Annotated in this window: 18 protein-coding genes and 1 tRNA gene; 10 read left to right on the forward strand and 9 right to left on the reverse strand. The window is 63.1% G+C overall.

The window, feature by feature from the left end; translation table 11 throughout:
• Window positions 1-3: 3 nt before the first annotated feature.
• Genes LDL32_RS11180 through LDL32_RS11190 form a run of 3 tightly spaced genes read right to left on the reverse strand, consistent with a single transcriptional unit; the run spans window position 4 to window position 3,637 of the window.
• The gene (locus LDL32_RS11180) at window positions 4-633 is read right to left on the reverse strand and encodes an SCO family protein (RefSeq protein ID WP_233066919.1); all 630 of its coding nucleotides are present in this window, start codon (window positions 631-633) and stop codon (window positions 4-6) included.
• On the reverse strand, window positions 633-3,407 hold the full coding sequence (gene polA, locus LDL32_RS11185; RefSeq protein ID WP_233066923.1) for a DNA polymerase I: 2,775 nt from the start codon (window positions 3,405-3,407) through the stop codon (window positions 633-635). The genes LDL32_RS11180 and polA overlap by 1 nt, the downstream gene beginning before the upstream one ends.
• 14 nt (window positions 3,408-3,421) lie before the next feature.
• The gene (locus LDL32_RS11190; RefSeq protein WP_007397416.1) at window positions 3,422-3,637 is read right to left on the reverse strand and encodes a zinc-finger domain-containing protein; all 216 of its coding nucleotides are present in this window, start codon (window positions 3,635-3,637) and stop codon (window positions 3,422-3,424) included.
• Window positions 3,638-3,699: 62 nt separating this feature from the next.
• Between LDL32_RS11190 and LDL32_RS11195 the strand changes: the two genes are divergently transcribed.
• Together LDL32_RS11195 and LDL32_RS11200 are read left to right on the forward strand one after the other, a co-directional pair.
• On the forward strand, window positions 3,700-4,803 hold the full coding sequence (locus LDL32_RS11195) for an alpha/beta fold hydrolase (protein ID WP_233066925.1): 1,104 nt from the start codon (window positions 3,700-3,702) through the stop codon (window positions 4,801-4,803).
• Between the two features lie 57 nt (window positions 4,804-4,860).
• Window positions 4,861-4,937, forward strand: a tRNA-Arg gene (locus LDL32_RS11200).
• A 145-nt stretch (window positions 4,938-5,082) separates the two neighbouring features.
• On the opposite strand, the gene LDL32_RS11205 is transcribed toward LDL32_RS11200, so the two are convergent.
• From LDL32_RS11205 to LDL32_RS11215, 3 genes are all read right to left on the reverse strand, one after another.
• Window positions 5,083-6,111 carry a hypothetical protein gene (locus tag LDL32_RS11205; RefSeq protein WP_233066927.1) on the reverse strand — a complete coding sequence of 343 codons (1,029 nt, stop codon included), beginning with the start codon at window positions 6,109-6,111 and terminating at the stop codon, window positions 5,083-5,085.
• A gap of 88 nt (window positions 6,112-6,199) precedes the next feature.
• Window positions 6,200-6,448, reverse strand: coding sequence for a hypothetical protein (locus LDL32_RS11210; protein WP_233066929.1), 249 nt, complete (start codon window positions 6,446-6,448; stop codon window positions 6,200-6,202).
• Entirely contained in the window at window positions 6,448-6,651 is a 204-nt protein-coding gene (locus LDL32_RS11215) for a hypothetical protein (protein ID WP_233066931.1), read from the reverse strand. The genes LDL32_RS11210 and LDL32_RS11215 overlap by 1 nt, the downstream gene beginning before the upstream one ends.
• Before the next feature lie 226 nt (window positions 6,652-6,877).
• Here LDL32_RS11215 and LDL32_RS11220 point away from each other — a divergent pair, with 226 nt between their 5' ends.
• The 4 genes from LDL32_RS11220 to LDL32_RS11235 all read left to right on the forward strand — a co-directional run bounded on the left by LDL32_RS11220 (window position 6,878) and on the right by LDL32_RS11235 (window position 11,220).
• Window positions 6,878-7,426, forward strand: coding sequence for a hypothetical protein (locus tag LDL32_RS11220; protein ID WP_233066933.1), 549 nt, complete (start codon window positions 6,878-6,880; stop codon window positions 7,424-7,426).
• A gap of 152 nt (window positions 7,427-7,578) precedes the next feature.
• Window positions 7,579-9,315 carry a SulP family inorganic anion transporter gene (locus LDL32_RS11225; RefSeq protein WP_233066934.1) on the forward strand — a complete coding sequence of 579 codons (1,737 nt, stop codon included), beginning with the start codon at window positions 7,579-7,581 and terminating at the stop codon, window positions 9,313-9,315.
• Window positions 9,316-9,409: 94 nt separating this feature from the next.
• On the forward strand, window positions 9,410-10,855 hold the full coding sequence (gene cls, locus LDL32_RS11230; RefSeq protein WP_233066936.1) for a cardiolipin synthase: 1,446 nt from the start codon (window positions 9,410-9,412) through the stop codon (window positions 10,853-10,855).
• 113 nt (window positions 10,856-10,968) lie between these two features.
• Window positions 10,969-11,220: a hypothetical protein gene (locus LDL32_RS11235; RefSeq protein ID WP_233066940.1), complete on the forward strand. Its 252-nt coding sequence runs from the start codon at window positions 10,969-10,971 to the stop codon at window positions 11,218-11,220.
• Between the two features lie 118 nt (window positions 11,221-11,338).
• Here LDL32_RS11235 and LDL32_RS11240 read toward each other — a convergent pair whose 3' ends face one another.
• On the reverse strand, window positions 11,339-11,998 hold the full coding sequence (locus LDL32_RS11240; RefSeq protein ID WP_233066942.1) for a hypothetical protein: 660 nt from the start codon (window positions 11,996-11,998) through the stop codon (window positions 11,339-11,341).
• Between the two features lie 1,378 nt (window positions 11,999-13,376).
• Here LDL32_RS11240 and LDL32_RS11245 point away from each other — a divergent pair.
• From LDL32_RS11245 to LDL32_RS17875, 3 genes are all read left to right on the forward strand, one after another.
• Window positions 13,377-14,177, forward strand: a complete 801-nt coding sequence (locus LDL32_RS11245) for a hypothetical protein (protein WP_233066945.1) — start codon at window positions 13,377-13,379, stop codon at window positions 14,175-14,177.
• A 134-nt stretch (window positions 14,178-14,311) separates the two neighbouring features.
• Window positions 14,312-14,947, forward strand: a complete 636-nt coding sequence (locus LDL32_RS11250) for a hypothetical protein (protein ID WP_233066947.1) — start codon at window positions 14,312-14,314, stop codon at window positions 14,945-14,947.
• Between the two features lie 63 nt (window positions 14,948-15,010).
• Complete coding sequence (locus LDL32_RS17875; protein ID WP_255673813.1) at window positions 15,011-15,145, forward strand: hypothetical protein; 135 nt, start codon at window positions 15,011-15,013, stop codon at window positions 15,143-15,145.
• On the opposite strand, the gene LDL32_RS11255 is transcribed toward LDL32_RS17875, so the two are convergent.
• Together LDL32_RS11255 and LDL32_RS11260 are read right to left on the reverse strand one after the other, a co-directional pair.
• Window positions 15,136-16,059, reverse strand: a complete 924-nt coding sequence (locus tag LDL32_RS11255; RefSeq protein WP_233066948.1) for a LysR substrate-binding domain-containing protein — start codon at window positions 16,057-16,059, stop codon at window positions 15,136-15,138. The two genes, LDL32_RS17875 and LDL32_RS11255, sit on opposite strands and share 10 nt — an antisense overlap.
• Before the next feature lie 143 nt (window positions 16,060-16,202).
• Window positions 16,203-16,376 carry a hypothetical protein gene (locus tag LDL32_RS11260; RefSeq protein ID WP_233066950.1) on the reverse strand — a complete coding sequence of 58 codons (174 nt, stop codon included), beginning with the start codon at window positions 16,374-16,376 and terminating at the stop codon, window positions 16,203-16,205.
• A gap of 21 nt (window positions 16,377-16,397) precedes the next feature.
• Between LDL32_RS11260 and LDL32_RS11265 the strand changes: the two genes are divergently transcribed.
• Complete coding sequence (locus LDL32_RS11265) at window positions 16,398-18,374, forward strand: NADH:flavin oxidoreductase (protein WP_233066952.1); 1,977 nt, start codon at window positions 16,398-16,400, stop codon at window positions 18,372-18,374.
• Window positions 18,375-18,420: the final 46 nt, after the last annotated feature.

Below are 18,420 nucleotides of genomic sequence, written 5' to 3' on the forward strand. Positions count from 1 at the left end.
GCTTCAGTGCCCGCCCTGCGCGTTCATGAGTTCGGTCATCCGCGCCGTGATCTCTGCCGCCGTGGCAGTGGCGGGCAGGCTGCCCTCATACCGCCCGGTGGGGGACATGATCACGATCTGGGTGGCGGGTTCCATGGTGTAGTCACCATTCTCCCCTTCATGGCGCACGTAGGGGGCGTGGTATTCCTTCGCCACCGCCTCGACCATCTTGGGGGACGCGGTCATGACCGTGACATGCGAGCCGTAGCGCAGCGCATAGGTACGCAGCACGTCCGACGTGTCACGCATGGGGTCGAGTGTGATGAAGATGGGCACCGCCAGCCGCGCACGGTCATGGCCCAGCGCCTCCACCCCTTCCGCCATGGCCTTGACCGTGGCGCCACAGACCGTGTCGGGGCAGTGGGTGGAGCCGAAATAGACCAGCATCCACCGGCCCCGGAAATCGGTGTCCAGCACCGAGCCGTCCGCCCCGTTGACCATCCGGAACGACCCGCCCACCGGGTTGCCATAGCTGGTCAGCGGCACCGGCGCGCTGTCCGACCAGCGATAGCCCAGATAGCCAAAGATTGAAGAGACCACCACGATGGCCAGCCCGACCAGCATAAAAAACCGGTCCCGTTCGTTTCGCATCATCAGTGTGCATCCGCCCAGTTCGTTCCGGTCCCGGTTTCCACGACCAGGGGCACAGAAAGGGCCGCTGCGGATTCCATGACCTGCCTGACGAGGGCGGCCAGACGATCGGCATCATCCTTGCGCACCTCGAACACAAGTTCGTCATGGACCTGAAGGAGCATGCGTCCGTCAAGCCCCGTATTGGACAGGGCCGCAGGAATTCGCACCATGGCGCGCTTTATGATGTCGGCAGCCCCGCCCTGCAGCGGGGCGTTGATGGCCTGTCGTTCGGCATAGTTGCGGCGCACGGCGCTCTTGTCGGCAATGCCCGGCACCCAGCAGCGGCGGCCAAAGGGGGTGGTGACATATCCCTTCGCCCGTGCTTCCGCCTTCACCCGCTCCATGTAATCGCGGATGCCGGGATAGCGGGCGAAATAGGCGTCGATGTAGCCCCGTGCCTCACCGGGTGGAATGCCGAGCTGGCGGCCAAGGCCAAAGGCGCTGATGCCGTAGATGATGCCGAAATTGATGGCCTTGGCGCGCCTGCGCGTCAGCGGGTCCATGCCTTCAAGCGGTATGCCGAACACTTCGGACGCAGTGCGGGCATGGATGTCCTGCCCCAGTTCGAATGCCTCACGCAATGCGGGAATGTTCGCCACATCTGCCAGAAGCCGCAGTTCGATCTGGGAATAGTCCGCCGAGACCAGGACATGCCTGGGGGCCGCGACAAAGGCCCGGCGGATCCGCCCGCCTTCTTCCGTGCGGATGGGAATGTTCTGCAGGTTGGGATCATTCGATGACAGGCGGCCCGTGGTCGTCACCGCCATCTGGAACGATGTGTGCACGCGCCCCGTCGCCGGATTGATCTGGTTGAGCAGCGCATCGGCATAGGTGCTTTTCAGCTTGGCCAGCTGCCGCCATGCCAGTATGCGCGCCGGCAGGTCGTGCCCCTGATCCGCCAGGTCCTGCAGCACCGATGAATCCGTGCCCCATGCCCCCGCCTTGGTGCGCTTGCCGCCGGGCAGGCCCATTTCATCGAACAGGATTTCCCCAAGCTGCTTGGGGGAGCCGACATTGAAGTCACGCCCGGCCAGCTTGTGGATCTCGGCCTCGATCACGCCCATGCGCTGCGCGAATTCGGTGGACATGGCGCGCAGGTCATCGGCATCGACCGCTATACCCGCGCGTTCCATGTCCGCCAGGATCGGCACCAGCGGGCGCTCCATTTCCTCATACAGCGCCAGCGCGTGGCTGGTGCGCAATTGCGGCTTCAGCACCTGCCACAGCCGCAGGGTCACGTCAGCGTCCTCCGCCGCATAAGGCGTGGCGCGGGCAATATCCACCTGCGAGAACACCACCCGGTTGCGGCCGGTGCCCGTGACCTCATCATAGGGGATGGGCGTATGGTCCAGCGTCAGGCGCGAAAGCTCATCCATGCCCTGCCCGTGCTTTCCCGCCGACTGGGCATAGGAAATCAGCATGGTGTCATCAATCGGCGCGGGCTGGACGCTGCCGGCCTGTGTCAGCACCAGCAGGTCGAATTTGGCGTTCTGGAACACCTTGAGCACCGACGGGTCGGCAAACAGCGGTTCAAGGATTTCCAGCGCGATTGCCACCGGCATCTGCGGGGTGCCAAGGCTGTCCATCAGGCCCACCTGATGCCTGAGCGGAATATAGCATGCCCTGCCACATTGCGGGGCAAGGGAGATACCGACCAGCGGGGCGGTAAGCGGGTCAAGCCCGTCGGTTTCCGTATCCACCGCGCAGACCCCGCTGGTGCGGGCCTGCTCCACCCATTTGCGCAGCACTTCGGGGTCGGTTACCGTTTCGTACCCGCCATAGGGTTCGGGCGGGATGGGGGGCAGTTCACCCGCAGGCTGGCTGAGTCCCTCTGGCGTGACATGGGCGGAAATGCGCGGGCGTGGCTTTGCCTTGAGCCCCATGCGCTGCAGCAGCGAGGAGAACCCCATATCCGACAGCCACGCGCCCAGACGCTCCATGTCCACATCACAGCAGGCCAGGTCGGACAGGGGTTCGGGGCACGGCGCGTCTTCACGCAGCGTGACCAGTTGCAGCGACAGGCGCGCCATGTCGGCATGGGCCAGCAGGTTGTCACGCCGCTTGGACGCCTTCATGCTTTCCGCGCCGGCCAGTATGCCGTCCAGCGACCCGTATTCCGCCATCAGCGCCGATGCGGTCTTGGGGCCGATGCCCGGCACGCCGGGCACGTTGTCCACCGGGTCGCCAATCAGGGCCTGTACCTGCGCCACGCGATCGGGGGCCACGCCAAATTTGGCCTCGACCTCCTTGGGTCCGATCGGCCGGTTCTTGATCGGGTCCATCATCATCACGCCGGGGCGGATGAGCTGCATCAGGTCCTTGTCGGATGAATAGATGGTGCACTGCCCGCCCGCATCGGTCACCTTGCGGGCATAGGCTGCGATCAGGTCATCGGCTTCCCATCCCGCTTCCTCCAGCGCCGGCACGCCGAAGGCGGCGGTCGCATCGCGCACAAGGCTGAACTGCGGGCGCAGTTCCTCTGGCGGTTCGGGGCGATGGGCCTTGTATTCACCATACAGGTCGTTGCGGAACGTATGCCGCCCTGCATCAAAGATGACCGCAAGATGCGTGCCGGCATGCTCGCGCAGCAGGCGGGAGAGCATGTTGGAAAAGCCATAGACCGCGTTGACGGGCGTACCGTCGGGGCTGGTCATGGGCGGCAGTGCGTGGAAGGCGCGGAAAATGAAGCCCGAACCATCCACCAGGATCAGGTGAACCTGCTTGTCGCTGGACATGTATCAGTATGCGATCAGTGCTCGCTGCCCGCTGGCGCATCGGGGTTCAGCACGAACAGCCGCGAGCAGTAGGGACAGAATGTCTGGTGATGGCCGATGCGCAGGAAAACGCGCGGATGCCCCAGCGCGCCAAGTCCGCCATCACAGGACAGGGTACGCGAATCGACGACAATGGTTTCAATCGTACCCAGGCGCGGGTGCGGAACGGGATCGGGGGACAGGGCTTGCATGGTATACGGGCCTCGGGCTGTTGTCCGGCTTGGGTTTGCATTGATCCCGCCGGTAAGGGATCATGCGCTGGGTCATGATGATACGCAGGATTGCCGTGCTTTCAAACATTCGCCTGTCACGCCTGCTTTATCCAGCGCTTTTTATGCTGCTGGCGGCGTGCGCCACGCGGGAAGTCCCCACCCCCGCCGCCCCGGCACGCCACCCGGAACTGGCCCGCCTGGTTCCGCCCGACCGCATGGTCGATGTGGCGGGCATGGGGGCCGTGCCGCTACGGGTCTGGTCCGCGCAGGGACCTGAGCGGGCTGTGATCGTGGCGCTGCATGGCTTCAACGACAGCCGCGATGCGTGGGAACGCCCGGCACCCGCACTGAACGCCGCGGGGCTGACCGTTATCGCCCCCGACCTGCCCGGCTTCGGCCAGACCGCGCAGCGCGGTGGCTGGGTGGGAACGGATGCCCTGCTGCGGACCGTTACCAGCCTGCTCACCACCATCGGGCGCGAACATCCCGGCGTGCCGCTGTATGTGATGGGCGAGAGCATGGGCGGCGCGCTGGCCACGCTTATGGCAGCACGATCCGATGGCCCCGCCCCCCCGGTGGCGGGCTACATCCTGCTTGCCCCGGCGTTATGGGATCTGGATGGCGGCACGCGCCTCACCACGCATCTCATGGCCGCCATGGCGCCACGCGGGCGGCTGAGCGGGCATGAACTGCCCGTGCATGTCACCGCCGCCGATGACATGCTGGCCCTGGCGCGCCTGTATTATGACCCGCTGACCCTGCGTGATACCGGCACTACGGCGCTGGCGGGACTGACAGAGCTCATGCACCGGGCGGCCGGGGCCTGCGCGCATGTACATGGTCGTGTACTGGTGGTTTATGGCGGCCATGACGAGATCATTCCCGCCACGGCCATGGCACGGGCATGGCGGCGGCTGCCCGCCACGACACGGCATGATTACAGCCCCGGCGGCTACCACCTGCTCCTGCGCAGCCGCGAAGGGGGCCGGATAACGGCGGACATCGCAGGCTGGATCGAACATCCCGACCGTTTCCTGCCATCAGGCGGCGATGCAGCGGCGGCAGCATGGATGGCGGAGCAGAAAGGACGCAGCGCCCCGCTTCCCATCGCACCGGGCTGGATGGACTGGATCGCACCACAATGATTTTTCGTGATTTGAGGGGTGGCATTCAGCCCGGTCCCGATGTATGCAGGCGGGAGTGGACTCGTAGCTCAGCTGGATAGAGCGTCGCCCTCCGAAGGCGAAGGTCGAAGGTTCGAATCCTTTCGAGTCCGCCATTCATTTTTTAGAAAATAACCTCAAGCGCCACCCTGGCACAAAGCTGGTTCATACCAGACAGTCCCGGGCCTGGATGCCGGTTCCCAAAAATCCGTGACCTTTGGCGGGATCAGGGGCACGGCCCCTGATGGACCAACTCCAGCGTCAGAAACCAAGCAGGACATGCAACCGGTTCGGTATCCCCATAAGGGGTCTGGAATCTTCAGGATAGACCTGCCCGTGATAGGCGACGCACGTATCCATCGGGTATCCGAAGACATGGACATTCTCCCCCCCTTCCGACGGTGCAATGACGGGTTGCAGGTTCAGGGTCTCCAGCACGCCCGGACCGGATAACGGCATGAAATAGGCGTTGGCTCCATGGTAGAAGGAAACGGACCGGACGGTCTCTTCTTCCCTTTGATGGGGTTTAAGAAACCGCAGGATGTCATGGACCGTTATCTGCGCGTGAAACGTAGGGGGATATCGGTTGCCTGTCGCCGCCGCCTGCGCAACCCCGATAATCCGGTTATGGTCATTAAGGAGCGCCGCACCGGATATTCCCGGCATCAGGGCAGCGGGATCGGAAAACCACCCTGTCAGGATACCCCGGTACACCGGCGCGATCTCCAACCCGCTGATCGTGTCATACCAATCCCTGACATCCACCATGTCGAGCAGCACAGCACCGTCCCCATTCATGCCGGCCACCGCAGATTCCACCTCCTGTGCAAGGCGGCTTTTGGACAGGATGGTGGCCGGGTCCTGCCTGGCTTCTCCCAGGTATTTGCCATACCGGTTGATGACACGGATCTTGCCATGCGTCTCCAGCGCATGCTGTACCACATGCCGCACCGTCAGGATGCGATCATGTCCCTCGGCCGTGCGGCTGTTGCGGATGATGGTCCCCGTACCGCTTCTGTCGGCCCTGCCATCGGGACCTTCCACATACAGGAACACGACGGCATCCAGCGCCGCGCGCTCGGCCTCGGGCACGCGCTGCCCGTCAAAACACGATTCATCCGCCACGATGTCCGGCCCGACCTGATGGGCCATATCCCTGTGGGCAATCACAAAAGGACCGAACCAGCGCCCCGTGATCACGACCGCCGCATACGCCCCCACCACCATCAGGCACACCAGGAACGGCTGTTGCCGCAGGTGGTGGAAGATCGCGCCGGGGGGCAGCATCATGCCCCCTGCATCATGGAGCAGGGCAGGGAGGAAGGATACAGGCAGGCAGGCAACATGTGATCCACATATCACATGGACGTGATACCGCCTACATGACCGCCCAGTTTGGCACGGCCTGTTGGCCAGGGCCCCGGGGGGCAGTCCGGAATTTCAGCCGGAGCCTCCCACGGATGCCACTATCGGCAAAGCGTTCGCCATACTGCCCGATACAGGACACACCGATATCAATCCGGTTGCGCGTTACGGCTTTCAGCCCTGCATCCGGCACCGCACAGGCTCCACTGGCACCCTGCGTCGCGCTGAGAACCCGATAGGCGCCCATGATGTTCGGGAACATCACGAGTTGCGCCCTACCCCATCCACGACTGGTGCATGGCCCATCACCGCCACCTGGCCGCCATTGGCCAGCAGGGTCGATCCCGCCTTCTGCCGCAGGCTGCCATTTACCGGCAGCGTGCCAGTGCCGCCACGCCTGCCCTGCGGGGCCGCGCCCTGATCGACGACAATACTGCCGCCTACCGTATCCCGGTCTTCCAGCATGGCGCCGGACTTCACCGTAACTGGGGCGACGAACAGGCTGCCATCAACCGCCAGCGTTCCGGCCCCACCACTGGTCTGGACATTAGCCGGCCCCCTCTGTCTGTGTGCGGCAGGCCGGCACCTTCCGTATTGACTGGACTGGCCCATCCAGCACAATCGTCATGAAAGCCATCGGCACTGCGCCACAGCGGTGGCTGACCAGACAGGACAGATGGAATCATCCGCCATGCTCCCCACCCGCCTGCATGCCCTGATCGGTGCCACGGCCTGCGTTCTCGCTCTTGGCACCCTGCGCCCCGCCGCCGCCCAGCAGGCTGACGAGCAGGCGCCCCGGCACGGCCCCACGCCAGAGCAGAAGGCCGAGATGGAACGCGCGGTGCATGAAGCGGTCCAGCAGGACATACGCGCCGTGGCGCAGTACAAACTCCCGAAGGATTTCTTTGCCCGCATGCTGCCCCTGACACGGCAGATCAGGATGGCCCACATCATTCCCCCCACCCAGACCAGGAACATGACGCTGGTCGCCACCATCCGGCGCACGGAAGCCATGCCGCAGCTCCAGCCCCTGCTGCTGCAGTACGGCCTGTCGGCGCGGGACTTCGTGATGGGCATCACCGCTTTCCAGATGACGGTCGAAAGGCTGGATGATACCGGGGCACGGGGCAAGGATATCCCCCGCCTGAACCCTGACAACGTCACCCTGATCCGCACCCATCAGGGACTGACACAGGCCCTGCTGAACAACATGGATGACGGGAGCGAACACCTGCAATAGCTCCCGGCCGGCCGGGTACACGGCGGCAGGACATGGCCGGTGCCCTGCGCGCACTCTTGTCATGGCCCGCACCTTTGCGGATATGTCCGGCGTTACGGACCAGATGCCTGATGGCCCGCTGGCATGGAACATGAAGGGTGGTACCAGGCGCGATGCAGACAGGGGCGGACGATACCGGATCCGGCACACCGGGCGGGCAGACCCGGCCGGGCAGGATGCGCGCATGGCTGCGCGATATCGTGGCGGGTCTCTCGCTGGCTTCCATGAACATTCCACAGGTGCTGGGCTATACCCGCATCGCCGCCATGCCCACCGTGACGGGTCTGTATACCGTGCTGCTGCCGCTGCTGGCGTTTGCGGGGTTCGGGGCGTCGCGGCATCTGGTGGTGGCGGCGGATTCCGCCACGGCCGCCATCTTTTCCAGCGCGCTGGAAAAGATGGCCGTGCCGGGCAGCGCCTATTACATGGCGCTGGTCAGCATGGTGGCCCTGCTCAGCGCCGCCTTCCTGCTGGTGGCGCGCCTGTTCCGCCTCGGCTTCCTGGCGGATTTCCTCTCCCGCACGGTTCTGGTCGGCTTTCTGGCCGGGGTTGGGGTGCAGGTGGCGCTGGCCATGCTGCGTGACATGCTGGGCGTATCGGCCTCCGCGCATAACACCGTGGTGCAACTGGTACAGACACTTGCCCACCTGCCGCAGGCCAGTCTGCCCACCATGCTGCTGTCCGCCATCGTGGTGGGCACGATCATGGCGGGAGAACGGCTGGCGCCCCGCGCGCCCCTGCCGCTTGTAATGGTGATGGGCACCATGGCCGCAAGTGCCGCCCTGGGCCTGTCACGCTACGGAGTCGAGACCATCGGCCCGATCGCAAGCGGCCTGCCGCGCCTGCACCTGCCTTATGTGGCGTGGAACGACATGCTGGCACTGCTGCCGGTCGCGACGTCGTGCGTATTCGTGATCATTGCGCAGAGCGCGGCCACGTCACGCGCCTTTGCCGTGCGCTTTCATGACCCCGTAAATGACAACGCCGACATACTGGGCCTGTGCGCCGCCAATGCCATGGCAGGGCTGAGTGGCACCTTTACCGTCAACGGCAGCCCGACCCAGACCGCCATGGCGGTGCGCGCGGGCGCGCGCAGCCAGCTTGCGCAGGTGACCTTTGCGGCCGTCACGATGCTTGTGCTGCTGTTCCTGACGGGGCCGCTGCAGTACCTGCCGCGCTGCGTGCTGGCCTCCATCGTCTTTACGGTGGCGCTGGGCATGATCGACCTGCGGGCACTGGGCGCCATATGGCGCGAAAGCCCCGGCGAATACGGTCTGGCGCTGGTCACGGCGGCGGCCGTGGTGGGGATCGGGGTAGAACAGGGCATTTTCCTTGCCATTGCGCTTTCGCTGTTCCGGCACGTGCGCCACAGCTATGAGCCCCACACCATGATCCTGCGCCATGACCCGCATTCCGGCCTGCTGGAACCCTTTGACGTGACAGCCGGGCAGGAGACGGCACCGGGGCTGATTGTCTACCGCTTCTGTGCCGACCTGTTCTACGCCAATTCCGCACGCTTCGGGCGCGACGTACGGCTGCTGGTCGACCATGCCCCCACCCCGGTAACCTGTCTGGTCATTGATGCCAGCGCCATTACCGATATCGACTTTTCCGCCGCAAGCGACCTGCGCGACCTGTTCACCACGCTGCGGCAGGCGGGGACCCATGTCATTTTCGGACGAGTCAGTCCCTATCTGCGGGCCGACATGGACCGCCATCGCATCACGCCGGTGGTGGGGGCAGACAACATCCATGCACAGCTCCATACCGCCATCGCCACCGCGCGTGCGGTGATGGACGAAGGGCCGGATGCCCCCGCGGCGATACTCCATGCCGCGCCCACGGCATAGCTTGCCCGCATGGGCACAGGCTGGCGGTTGTCGCCCCTGCCCCAAGGCGATACGCTGCCGCCTTCTCAGGTAATCAGGGCACGGGATCTGGCGCATGCAATGGGGTTGGGTGGGCGCGACCGCCACCATCAGTTTTCAGGTCCTGTTCATCATCCGCGTCCTGCTCAGGCCACACCGGCAGCCTGCCTCCCGCGTGGCATGGGTCGCCATTATCGGCTCGCTGCCCATCGTGGGCATGCTGGCCTACCTGCTGCTGGGGGAGACCCATCTCAACCGGCACATCATGGTGCGCATACGCCGCGCGATCCGCCAGCTGCCCATTCCCGGCAAGACCGGTGAGGCCCTGATCGATGCCGAGCGGGATTTTGGCCTGCATCCACGCCTGGCCCCGCTGTTCCGGGTCGGGCAGTCCATCAGCGGCTACCCGCCCATGGGCGGCAACACGGCCAGCCTGATGGCGGATTCGGACGCGGCGATTGACGCGATCGTGGCCGATATCGATGCGGCGCGGGCGCATGTACATATCAGCTTCTATATCTGGCTGGCCGACAATAACGGCATGAAGGTTGTCGCGGCGCTGAAGCGCGCGGCCGCCCGTGGCGTAACCTGCCGGGTCATGGCCGATGACCTTGGATCCCGCCGCCTGGTCCATAGCCACCACTGGTCCGACATGGCGGCCGCCGGGGTGCGGCTGGTGCGCGCGCTGCCCATTGGCAACCCGCTGCAACGCCCCTTTCGCGGGCGGTTCGACATGCGCAACCACCGCAAGATCGTGGTGATTGACAGCAGGATTACCTATTGCGGCAGCCAGAACTGTGCCGACGCCGCCTTCCGCGTAAAGGCCCGTTTCGCGCCATGGGTTGATCTGGTCGCCCGGTTCGAAGGCCCGGTGGTCCTGCAGAACCAGCATCTTTTCGCAACCGACTGGACCGCCCATACCGATGAGGACCTGACCCCCCTGCTTGCCCACGCCACCGTGCCGGAGGGCGAGGGATTTGTCGCACAGGTCATTGGTACCAGCGCTGCCGTACGATACGCCGCGATGCCGGAGGTATTTGTCTCGCTCATGAACGCGGCGGCGCGGGAACTGACCATCACCACCCCCTATTACGTGCCCGACGAACCGATCCAGGCCGCCCTGTGCGCCGCGGCCCGCCGGGGCGTGAAGACAACCCTGACCGTGCCCCGACGCAATGATTCATGGATCGTGGCGGGCGCAAGCCGCAGCTATTACCGCGAACTGCTGGAAGCCGGGGTCATCCTGTACGAATACCCGCACGGGCTGCTGCATACCAAGGCGCTGACGGTGGACGGACACATGACCATGATCGGCTCGGCCAATCTGGACAGGCGCAGCTTCGACCTGAACTTCGAGAACAATATCCTGCTGGTCGACAAGACGTTCACCACCACCATCCACGCCCGCCAGCAAGGCTACACGGACGCATCCCGGCCGGTCACGCTGGAGGATGTCATGCACTGGCCCGCCTACCGCGTGTTATGGAACAACGTGCTGGCAATGGTCGGCCCCGTTTTATAGGGAAACCGGTTTTATTCCATCCCTTGAAAACGATCGGGTCGGTACCGACTTTAAAGACAGGATGCCCGCCCCCGTGGCGGGCCGGGATGAAACAGAACAGGACGAACGCCATCATGAGCGCAGCTGAAAACCTCCGCAAACTGAGCCCTGAAGACATTCAGGATATCGCCAAAAGCGTGGAAAAATCCCTGCATACGCACAAGGCCGACCTGCACAAGCAGATTGCGGAACACCTGGCTGGGCTGAAGGGTGAAGTCCGCCTGCATGAAAACCGGATCCCGACCTACTGCAAGGTATTCGGTTTCCTCATCCTCGCCGCGTTCTCGGTCGGCAGCTACATGTTCGGTCGCAAATCGGCGGAATAACAGGCCAGTCCCCGTTCCTGCCCGTCCATGCCGAATAACGGGGACGCCAGGGCAAGCGGCGTGGGTGGGCAGATCATCCTGCCCCTGCCCATCTCTGCCCGGGGACAGGCCGGGTCAGCTACCTGCCCGCAGGGGCGGAAGCTGGCGTGGCTGGGTTCACAGCGGTCGTGACCGTGGCGGGAACAGGCGAGACGGGGGTCGAGACAACGGCCGGCCCGGTCTCCGGCCTGATCCTGGGGGAATAGAAGCCGGAGACCGGTCCGAACGGACCTTTCCTGACATGCTTCATGGTGGGAAGCGGCTGGCGCACGCACCCCCGCACGACAGTGGAACAGACACCGTCCGTACCGATGATTTCATCATCATCACCACTGTAATGTATCTGCGTCACCCTGTCATTTTCAAAGCGGATATCCACCACACAGGTCTTGCCTGCGCCACCCAGGGCGGTTTCGGTCAGATTTACCACCGTCTGTAGCGGAACAAGGGTGGAATCGTTGGTGGACGGAATATTAATGCTACGGGTGTACTCAAATATCTGAACGTTATCGTTTATCTTCTTTATCTTGTCCGGAATGCCAACACAGGTCTGCACGTCTTCGCTGCTGATTCCGAGCATGCTCAGCTGGGCGCGGTGCGCCGCGCGTGAATCCGTGTAGCCACACCCCGACAGGCCCATCAGTGGCAGCAGCGCCACCAGCATCCATTCCGCTCCCCGCCGGGGCATGCCAGCCATTGAAGAAAAAATTCGTTCCGCACCGAACTGATCAATGGTCATGTCTGTCTTGCTACTCCGCAGTCGGGGCGTTCAGTCCGTTTCCGGATCAATGACGATACCCATCATGATACATGATCCGGCATACCATTCATGCACCTTTTACAAATGGTAACCGTGCGGCGCCGTGTTCCGGACCGGCATTCTCTCTCCCGCTCCGTCATAAACGTACATGCGGGAAAAACGTTGCGAACGACGGCAGCACCGCGCCATGCAGACCGCAGAAGAAAACAGGCACCGGAGCGTGCGGCCGGGACTGCGGAAAGGTGACCCGGCCTGCGCTAACGAAAGATTACAAAGGCCACGAGTGCCCAGAACGGCATGCTGAGCGCGAGACCGAACGCGATTCCCCTGACCGGACTGCGGACGGGAGAGATAGGGGAACTGGCCGGACGGCCATTATGCGGATGGAGCGTATCTGAATTGGGTAGAACGATACTGTCAAATGACATGACCTGAGCCTTTAATTAAATATTAAGGGGTTTTCTATTTGAAAAAATGAACGCCACAAAATCTGCCATAAAAAAAACACGATCTGATGTCAATGATCATGTACAGTGGGTTTTTGTTTTGCCCGTTTTCAGCAGCCCTGCACTGGTCTCATGCGGCGTATATCTGCCGAATATGAGCCATGGGGACTAAAAAATCCCCTCCCGGTATTCCGCCATTATCTGCCCCGCATGGCGTGCGCAGGCCTGTCTGCATGCGTGGCAGGCGTGCTGCATTCTTACCTTAACCGTAACAATATTTAATAAACTGACCCTTCGGGCATGTGGACCGTCGTCGTACGGATGCCATTTTCTTTGCTGCCTGCATGCTGGATAGGTATATTTCACCTGAAAGCGGGAAGAAAATATTATTTTACCATGATTTTTTGGAAAACATGATGATAATTCCGTTATTTAATATAAATGTGTAATATTGATAACCTTACGGCTACGGATTCATGCGTTCCATTACCATTCTGTCAGGATATGTATCATGACTGTACCAGCGGTACAGCACTCTGCCTACCTTTGTCGGCCATGACTACAGCCATCGTGACACTGAACGGCCAGGCAACAGCAGGCTGCTGGACAGGAATGCCGACCTGAACCGGCGTGCTGCTGCCGTTTCCACCGGGTGCATTCATGGTGATGACAGCGCCATCCGGTTCGATGGATTCAGAACCGGAACAGGGATGTTCCAGGCTGACGGGCCGCATTGCAGGAATGTATCCCGAAACCCACAGCCCGACCCACGCCCGGCGGCCTGATACCGCCTTTCATGCCATGGTGGTCACCCACCTGTGGCCACGTCCCCACCCCGCCCCGATGGGGCGCATGATCCACCTCCGTCCAGCCCGCCCCGGCTCCGGAGCATTGCGGATACCTGAGGAACAATGACCCTGCGTAAACTCGGCTGCCGCCCCGCACGCATCCGTGCGGGCCAGCCATGCCTTTCAGCCATGCGGGCCTTCATGGTCCGCAGGGCGCCCGCCCGGCTGGTCCGCAACCAGGCCGATCCCGCCCCCCTCATGCTGGGAAACGACACGGTGGGCGACTGTACGGCCGCCGGTATCGGCAACCATATCCGCGCCACCGCAGCGCTGGGGGGCTATCAGGTGGCCATTACCACAGCCGATGCATTGCGGTTCTACGCCCGCTCAACCGGCTACACCCCCGGCAATCCCGCAACCGATCATGGCGGGGTGGAAGTGGATGTGCTGACCACGGCCCTGCAGGTCGGCTACGCACTGGCGGATCAGACGCTGTTCCCGCTCTGGGGCAGTGCCGAGGCGGCCGACCTGAACGGCATCCGCAACATTACCGCGGGCCTTTGCGCCGCCTATCTTGGCGTGCAGCTTGCCGTGGCGGATATGTGGACGGATGCAAACGGCGCCCTTGCCCCGATATGGGACACCGCGACCCCCGCATGGCGGGGGGATCCCGCCCCCGGCAGCGCGGGCGGCCACTGCCTGCTGCTGTGGGATTATACCGGCACGGCGGACACCGATACCGTCACCCTGCTGACATGGGGCACACGACAGAAAGCGACATGGCGCTGGGTCCGCTCACGCATCATGGAAGCGCATGGGCTGGCATGGCGGCAACTGCTGCCCGCTGGCGCGCTCACCCCCACGGGCCAGGACTGGGATGCCCTGATCGACGCCAATGCCACCTACCTGACAGGACTGGCCTAACGGCATGCAGGCCCGGGACGCGCGGATGTGGCGGGCGAGCCCCGTCCCCTTTCCGGCATCCCGTCCCCCTGCACGGGCAATGCCGGGGCATTCAGGTACTGACACGGGTTTCCCCTGAACTGGACAGCTGGAACATGAAATATACACTTTCCCTCATGCTGGCATCCGTCACATGCCTGGGTGCCTGTTCGCATGCAGGGCGCGTGCAGACCACGATCCCGGCGGCCATGACAACCCTCCAGTCCACGCTGGCGCAGGCGGGTGTGATATCGGTCTCCCACGCGGGGGACTGGACGGCGGGACAGGCCGCACGCTTTGCCCGTGGCATACGCGCGGCCCAATGTGGCCAGCAGGCGGCCGACCCCGTCGTGGGTACCATAACGGGCGATGTCACGCTGCAGTTATCGGGCACCTTTACCCAAGGGGGCCAGTTTACGGTTGGCGCCCTGACAACCGCGCCCGTTTTCGAGCTGGGCGCCGATGCCAGCCGCACAGCCAGCCAGCAGGTCAGCCTGCCGGTTTCCTACGCACCCCTGTCATCCATGCCCGATGTCGAAATGGCACGACAGATGGGATACGAGACCGCCCTGTTCAGCCAGAACGACACCATACGCCACAGCGAGGCCAGCCGGCTGATACAGGAACGCGAGAGCCTGCGGCAGGTCACGACCGGGCTGATCCGGTCCTGGCGGGAATCGACCTGCACACGGCCCATGCCGGTCCGGCCATTCGTGGGGGGACGGGGCACGACAGGGCATGCACCTCCCTGATCCTGCCCGCGCTGGACCAGCTTCATGCCTGAACCGGATTCACGGCCCCGGTCACGGTCCTGAATGCGGCGTGCTGTCCCGATATTGATTTTCACCCGCAACAGCCCCGTCTCCCGCCGTTTCTGCCCGGTGCTGTCGGTGCTGTCGGTGCTGTCGGTGCTGTCGGTGCTGTCGGTGCTGTCGCAATGTCAGGGCTGACGGGCACTGTCCACCAGCCAGTCCCGAAAGGTCAGGGCGGCTTTTCTTCGGTTGGGGGGGCTTGCTGTCACGGCATAGAAATGCCGGCCGGTTTTCACCACACTGTCGAATGCGATGACCAGCCGGTTCTCCGCCAGTGCACGGTCTGCGACCGGACGCCAGCCCAGGGCAATGCCATCCCCGTTTTCAGCGGCCTTCATCGCCACCAGTGAGTCGTTCACCTGCAGGAAGGCAGGCACTGTCCGGGGCACTTCCACGCCTGCGGCCCGGAGCCACTCCGCCCAGCCGATCCTGAAACGATAGGGATCGATATAATGGATAAGCTGGTGGCCCAGTATGTCAGCAATGGCCGTGAGTGGCTGCCTGCCCGCAAGGTAGGCGGGACTGCAGACCGGAAATATCTCTTCGGGCCATAACCGGCAGGTTTCGCAGTCAGGCCAGTTCCCGTCACCAAGGCGCAGGTGGACATCAATGTTGTTCGCCGTAAGGTCAGGATCACGGTCAAGGCTGCGCAGGTCGATCATCAGTTCGGGAAAAGCCTGCCGGAACGCCGACAGGCGCGGCATGAGCCATTCGGTCGCCATGACCGTGGAGGTGCTGACAACAAGCGTATCACGCCGGGATGCGCCGGCAATGTCGTCCAGTGTCTCGGCAATCGCGGAAAACCCGCCGGAAACAGCCGCAAACAGGCGTTGCCCCTGCGTGGTAAGGGTCAGTGAGCGCCGTTCCCTTACAAACAGGGCATGACCCAGCGATGCCTCAAGCTGCCTGACCCCATGGCTCACTGCCGGTTGGGTAATGGAGAGTTCGGTAGCGGCCTTTGAAAAATTGAGGTACCGGGCCACGGCCTCGAACAGGACGAGACTGTGAAGGGAGGGAATTGCCCTGCGGAGTAACAGGCTGTCCTGTCTCATTGGTCACAACTTTTTACTCTACCGCCATTGCGGCCATGCTGCTGCATGTTCCCATCGATATGCCATGGAAGTCAAACCGATGGATATTGATCCGGCGCTCGCAGCAGGCGCGTTCACCCCTCATCCACCGTCATGGGCATGGATCAGTTCATGCCACCATGAATCTGTTTGGGCTTTACCAGGGCGCATCCCGGCCGGACAGTACCGGGCAGCACGATCGGCAGGATCGCCAGATGCGCAGGATCGGCAGACACCTCCCAGGGGAAATGAACGACATGACGAACGATCCGCTCCTCCAGCCTTTTCAGCTCAGGCATCTCACGCTGCGCAACCGGATCATGTCGACAGCACACGAACCCGGCTACACCGAGGATGGACTGCCAAAGGAGCGGTACCGCCTGTACCACGCGGAAAAAGCCCGGGGCGGCATGGCCATGACAATGATTGGCGGATCATCGGTGGTGGATATCGACAGCCCCCAGGCCTTCGGGAATATCCAGCTTTACAAGGATGAATGCGTGAAATGGCTCAGGGAACTGGCCGACGACGTTCATGACCATGGCGCGGCGGTCATGATCCAGATGACCCACATGGGCAGCCGGACGAACTGGAACAAAGGCGACTGGCTGCCCATGATTGACGCATCCCATGTGCAGGAGCCCGCCCATCTGGCCTATCCCAAGGCGATGGAGGACTGGGACTTCGACCGCGTGATAGCCGCCTATGCCGACTGTGCGGAGCGCGTGAAGGAAGCGGGGCTCGACGGACTGGAACTGGAATGCGCGTCCCATCTCATCGCGCATTTCTGGTCCCCCGCAACCAACAGGCGTGACGATGACTATGGCGGTTCGCTTGAGAACCGCATGCGTCTGGTCATGGATATCCTGACGGCAATCCGCGGGCGTATCGGCAATGACCCTATCGTCGGCGTGCGCATGGTGTGCGACGAGGACTGGAACAGGGGCCTGTCCCGCAACGAAGGCGTTGAGATCGCCCGGCGCCTGACCGCAAGCGGAATGATTGATTTCGTCAATGTCATTCGTGGCCATGTCGCGACGGATGAGGCCCTGAGCCATGTCATCCCCAATATGGGCACCCGGGCCGCACCGCATCTGGACTTTGCCGGGGAAGTCCGCCAGCAGGTCCGCATACCCACATTCCATGCGGCGCGGATACAGGATGTCGCCACCGCGCGCCATGCCATTGCCAGCGGAAAGCTGGATATGGTTGCAATGACGCGCGCGCACATTGCCGACCCCCACATCACCCGCAAGATCATGACCGGCCGCGAGGACCAGATCCGGCCCTGCGTGGGCATGGGGTTCTGTATCGACTCCATCTATCCGGCGGGTTCGGCCGCCTGCGTTCACAACGCATCGACGGGACGCGAAGGGTTTCTGCCGCAGGTGGTATCCGCAACCGAGGGCCCGGTCCGGAAAGTTGTAATCGTGGGCGCCGGCCCCGGCGGGCTGGAAGCCGCGCGGGTGGCGGCGGAGCGCGGCCATCATGTCACCGTGTTCGAGGCCGGACCGAAAGCCGGCGGCCAGATCCTGCTCGCCTCCGCACTCAGGCGGCGGCGCGAGATTCTCGGCATCGTGGACTGGCGGGTGGCGGAGTGCGCGCGCCTTGGCGTTGACATCCATTACAACCGCTACGCGGAGGAAAGCGATGTGCTGGCTGAAAATCCCGATATCGTGGTCATTGCAACGGGCGGCCTGCCGAACATCGCCAGTCTTGAAAGCGGCGCGGAACTGGCAACGACAGGCTGGGACATTCTGGGCGGAAGTGTAAAGCCCGCAAAATCGGTTCTGGTGTACGACGATAACGGTTCGCACCCTGCAATGACGGTTGCCGAATTCCTGGCTGATGCCGGGTCGGAGATCGAGGTCGTCACCCCCGGCAGGATGCTGGCGCCGGACATTGGCGCAACGAGTTATCCCGCCTATTTCCGTGCCCTTGGTAAGGCAGGGGCGAAAATCACGCTCAATCTTCGCCTTGAACGGCTGGAGCGACGGGGCAACAGGCTGGCAGCGATCTTTCTTGATGAATACACCAGGGAACGGGCCGAAAAGGAAGTCGATCAGGTCATCATCGAGAGTGGCGCCCAGCCCATGGATGAACTGTATTTTGCCCTGAAGCCGCTTTCAGTCAACGAAGGCGCAGTGGACTACAGGTCTTTTGCCGCCATCAGGCCACAGACCATCATGAAAAATGCCACGGGAAAATTCCAGCTGTTCCGGATCGGGGATGCCGTGGCGAGCAGGAATATCCATGCCGCGATCTATGACGCGCATCGCTTCATGGCCGTGGCCTGATCTGCCACGGGATGAATTTCCAATAACAGACTGGCAGATAATACAG

The organism is Komagataeibacter sp. FNDCF1 (assembly GCF_021295335.1).
Taxonomy (GTDB): domain Bacteria; phylum Pseudomonadota; class Alphaproteobacteria; order Acetobacterales; family Acetobacteraceae; genus Komagataeibacter.

Coding starts and splice junctions, on each gene's coding strand:
- LDL32_RS11235 (WP_233066940.1), top strand. CDS start 10,969: ATGAGCGCAGCTGAAAACCTCCGCAAACTGAGCCCTGAAGACATTCAG.
- LDL32_RS11240 (WP_233066942.1), bottom strand. CDS start 11,998: ATGACCATTGATCAGTTCGGTGCGGAACGAATTTTTTCTTCAATGGCT.
- LDL32_RS11250 (WP_233066947.1), top strand. CDS start 14,312: ATGAAATATACACTTTCCCTCATGCTGGCATCCGTCACATGCCTGGGT.
- LDL32_RS11180 (WP_233066919.1), bottom strand. CDS start 633: ATGATGCGAAACGAACGGGACCGGTTTTTTATGCTGGTCGGGCTGGCC.
- LDL32_RS11210 (WP_233066929.1), bottom strand. CDS start 6,448: ATGTTCCCGAACATCATGGGCGCCTATCGGGTTCTCAGCGCGACGCAG.
- LDL32_RS11205 (WP_233066927.1), bottom strand. CDS start 6,111: ATGATGCTGCCCCCCGGCGCGATCTTCCACCACCTGCGGCAACAGCCG.
- LDL32_RS11260 (WP_233066950.1), bottom strand. CDS start 16,376: ATGCCTGAGCTGAAAAGGCTGGAGGAGCGGATCGTTCGTCATGTCGTT.
- LDL32_RS11225 (WP_233066934.1), top strand. CDS start 7,579: ATGCAGACAGGGGCGGACGATACCGGATCCGGCACACCGGGCGGGCAG.
- LDL32_RS17875 (WP_255673813.1), top strand. CDS start 15,011: ATGCGGCGTGCTGTCCCGATATTGATTTTCACCCGCAACAGCCCCGTC.
- LDL32_RS11245 (WP_233066945.1), top strand. CDS start 13,377: ATGACCCTGCGTAAACTCGGCTGCCGCCCCGCACGCATCCGTGCGGGC.
- LDL32_RS11195 (WP_233066925.1), top strand. CDS start 3,700: ATGCGCTGGGTCATGATGATACGCAGGATTGCCGTGCTTTCAAACATT.
- polA (WP_233066923.1), bottom strand. CDS start 3,407: ATGTCCAGCGACAAGCAGGTTCACCTGATCCTGGTGGATGGTTCGGGC.
- LDL32_RS11255 (WP_233066948.1), bottom strand. CDS start 16,059: ATGAGACAGGACAGCCTGTTACTCCGCAGGGCAATTCCCTCCCTTCAC.
- LDL32_RS11265 (WP_233066952.1), top strand. CDS start 16,398: ATGTCGACAGCACACGAACCCGGCTACACCGAGGATGGACTGCCAAAG.
- LDL32_RS11215 (WP_233066931.1), bottom strand. CDS start 6,651: ATGCTGGAAGACCGGGATACGGTAGGCGGCAGTATTGTCGTCGATCAG.
- cls (WP_233066936.1), top strand. CDS start 9,410: ATGCAATGGGGTTGGGTGGGCGCGACCGCCACCATCAGTTTTCAGGTC.
- LDL32_RS11220 (WP_233066933.1), top strand. CDS start 6,878: ATGCTCCCCACCCGCCTGCATGCCCTGATCGGTGCCACGGCCTGCGTT.
- LDL32_RS11190 (WP_007397416.1), bottom strand. CDS start 3,637: ATGCAAGCCCTGTCCCCCGATCCCGTTCCGCACCCGCGCCTGGGTACG.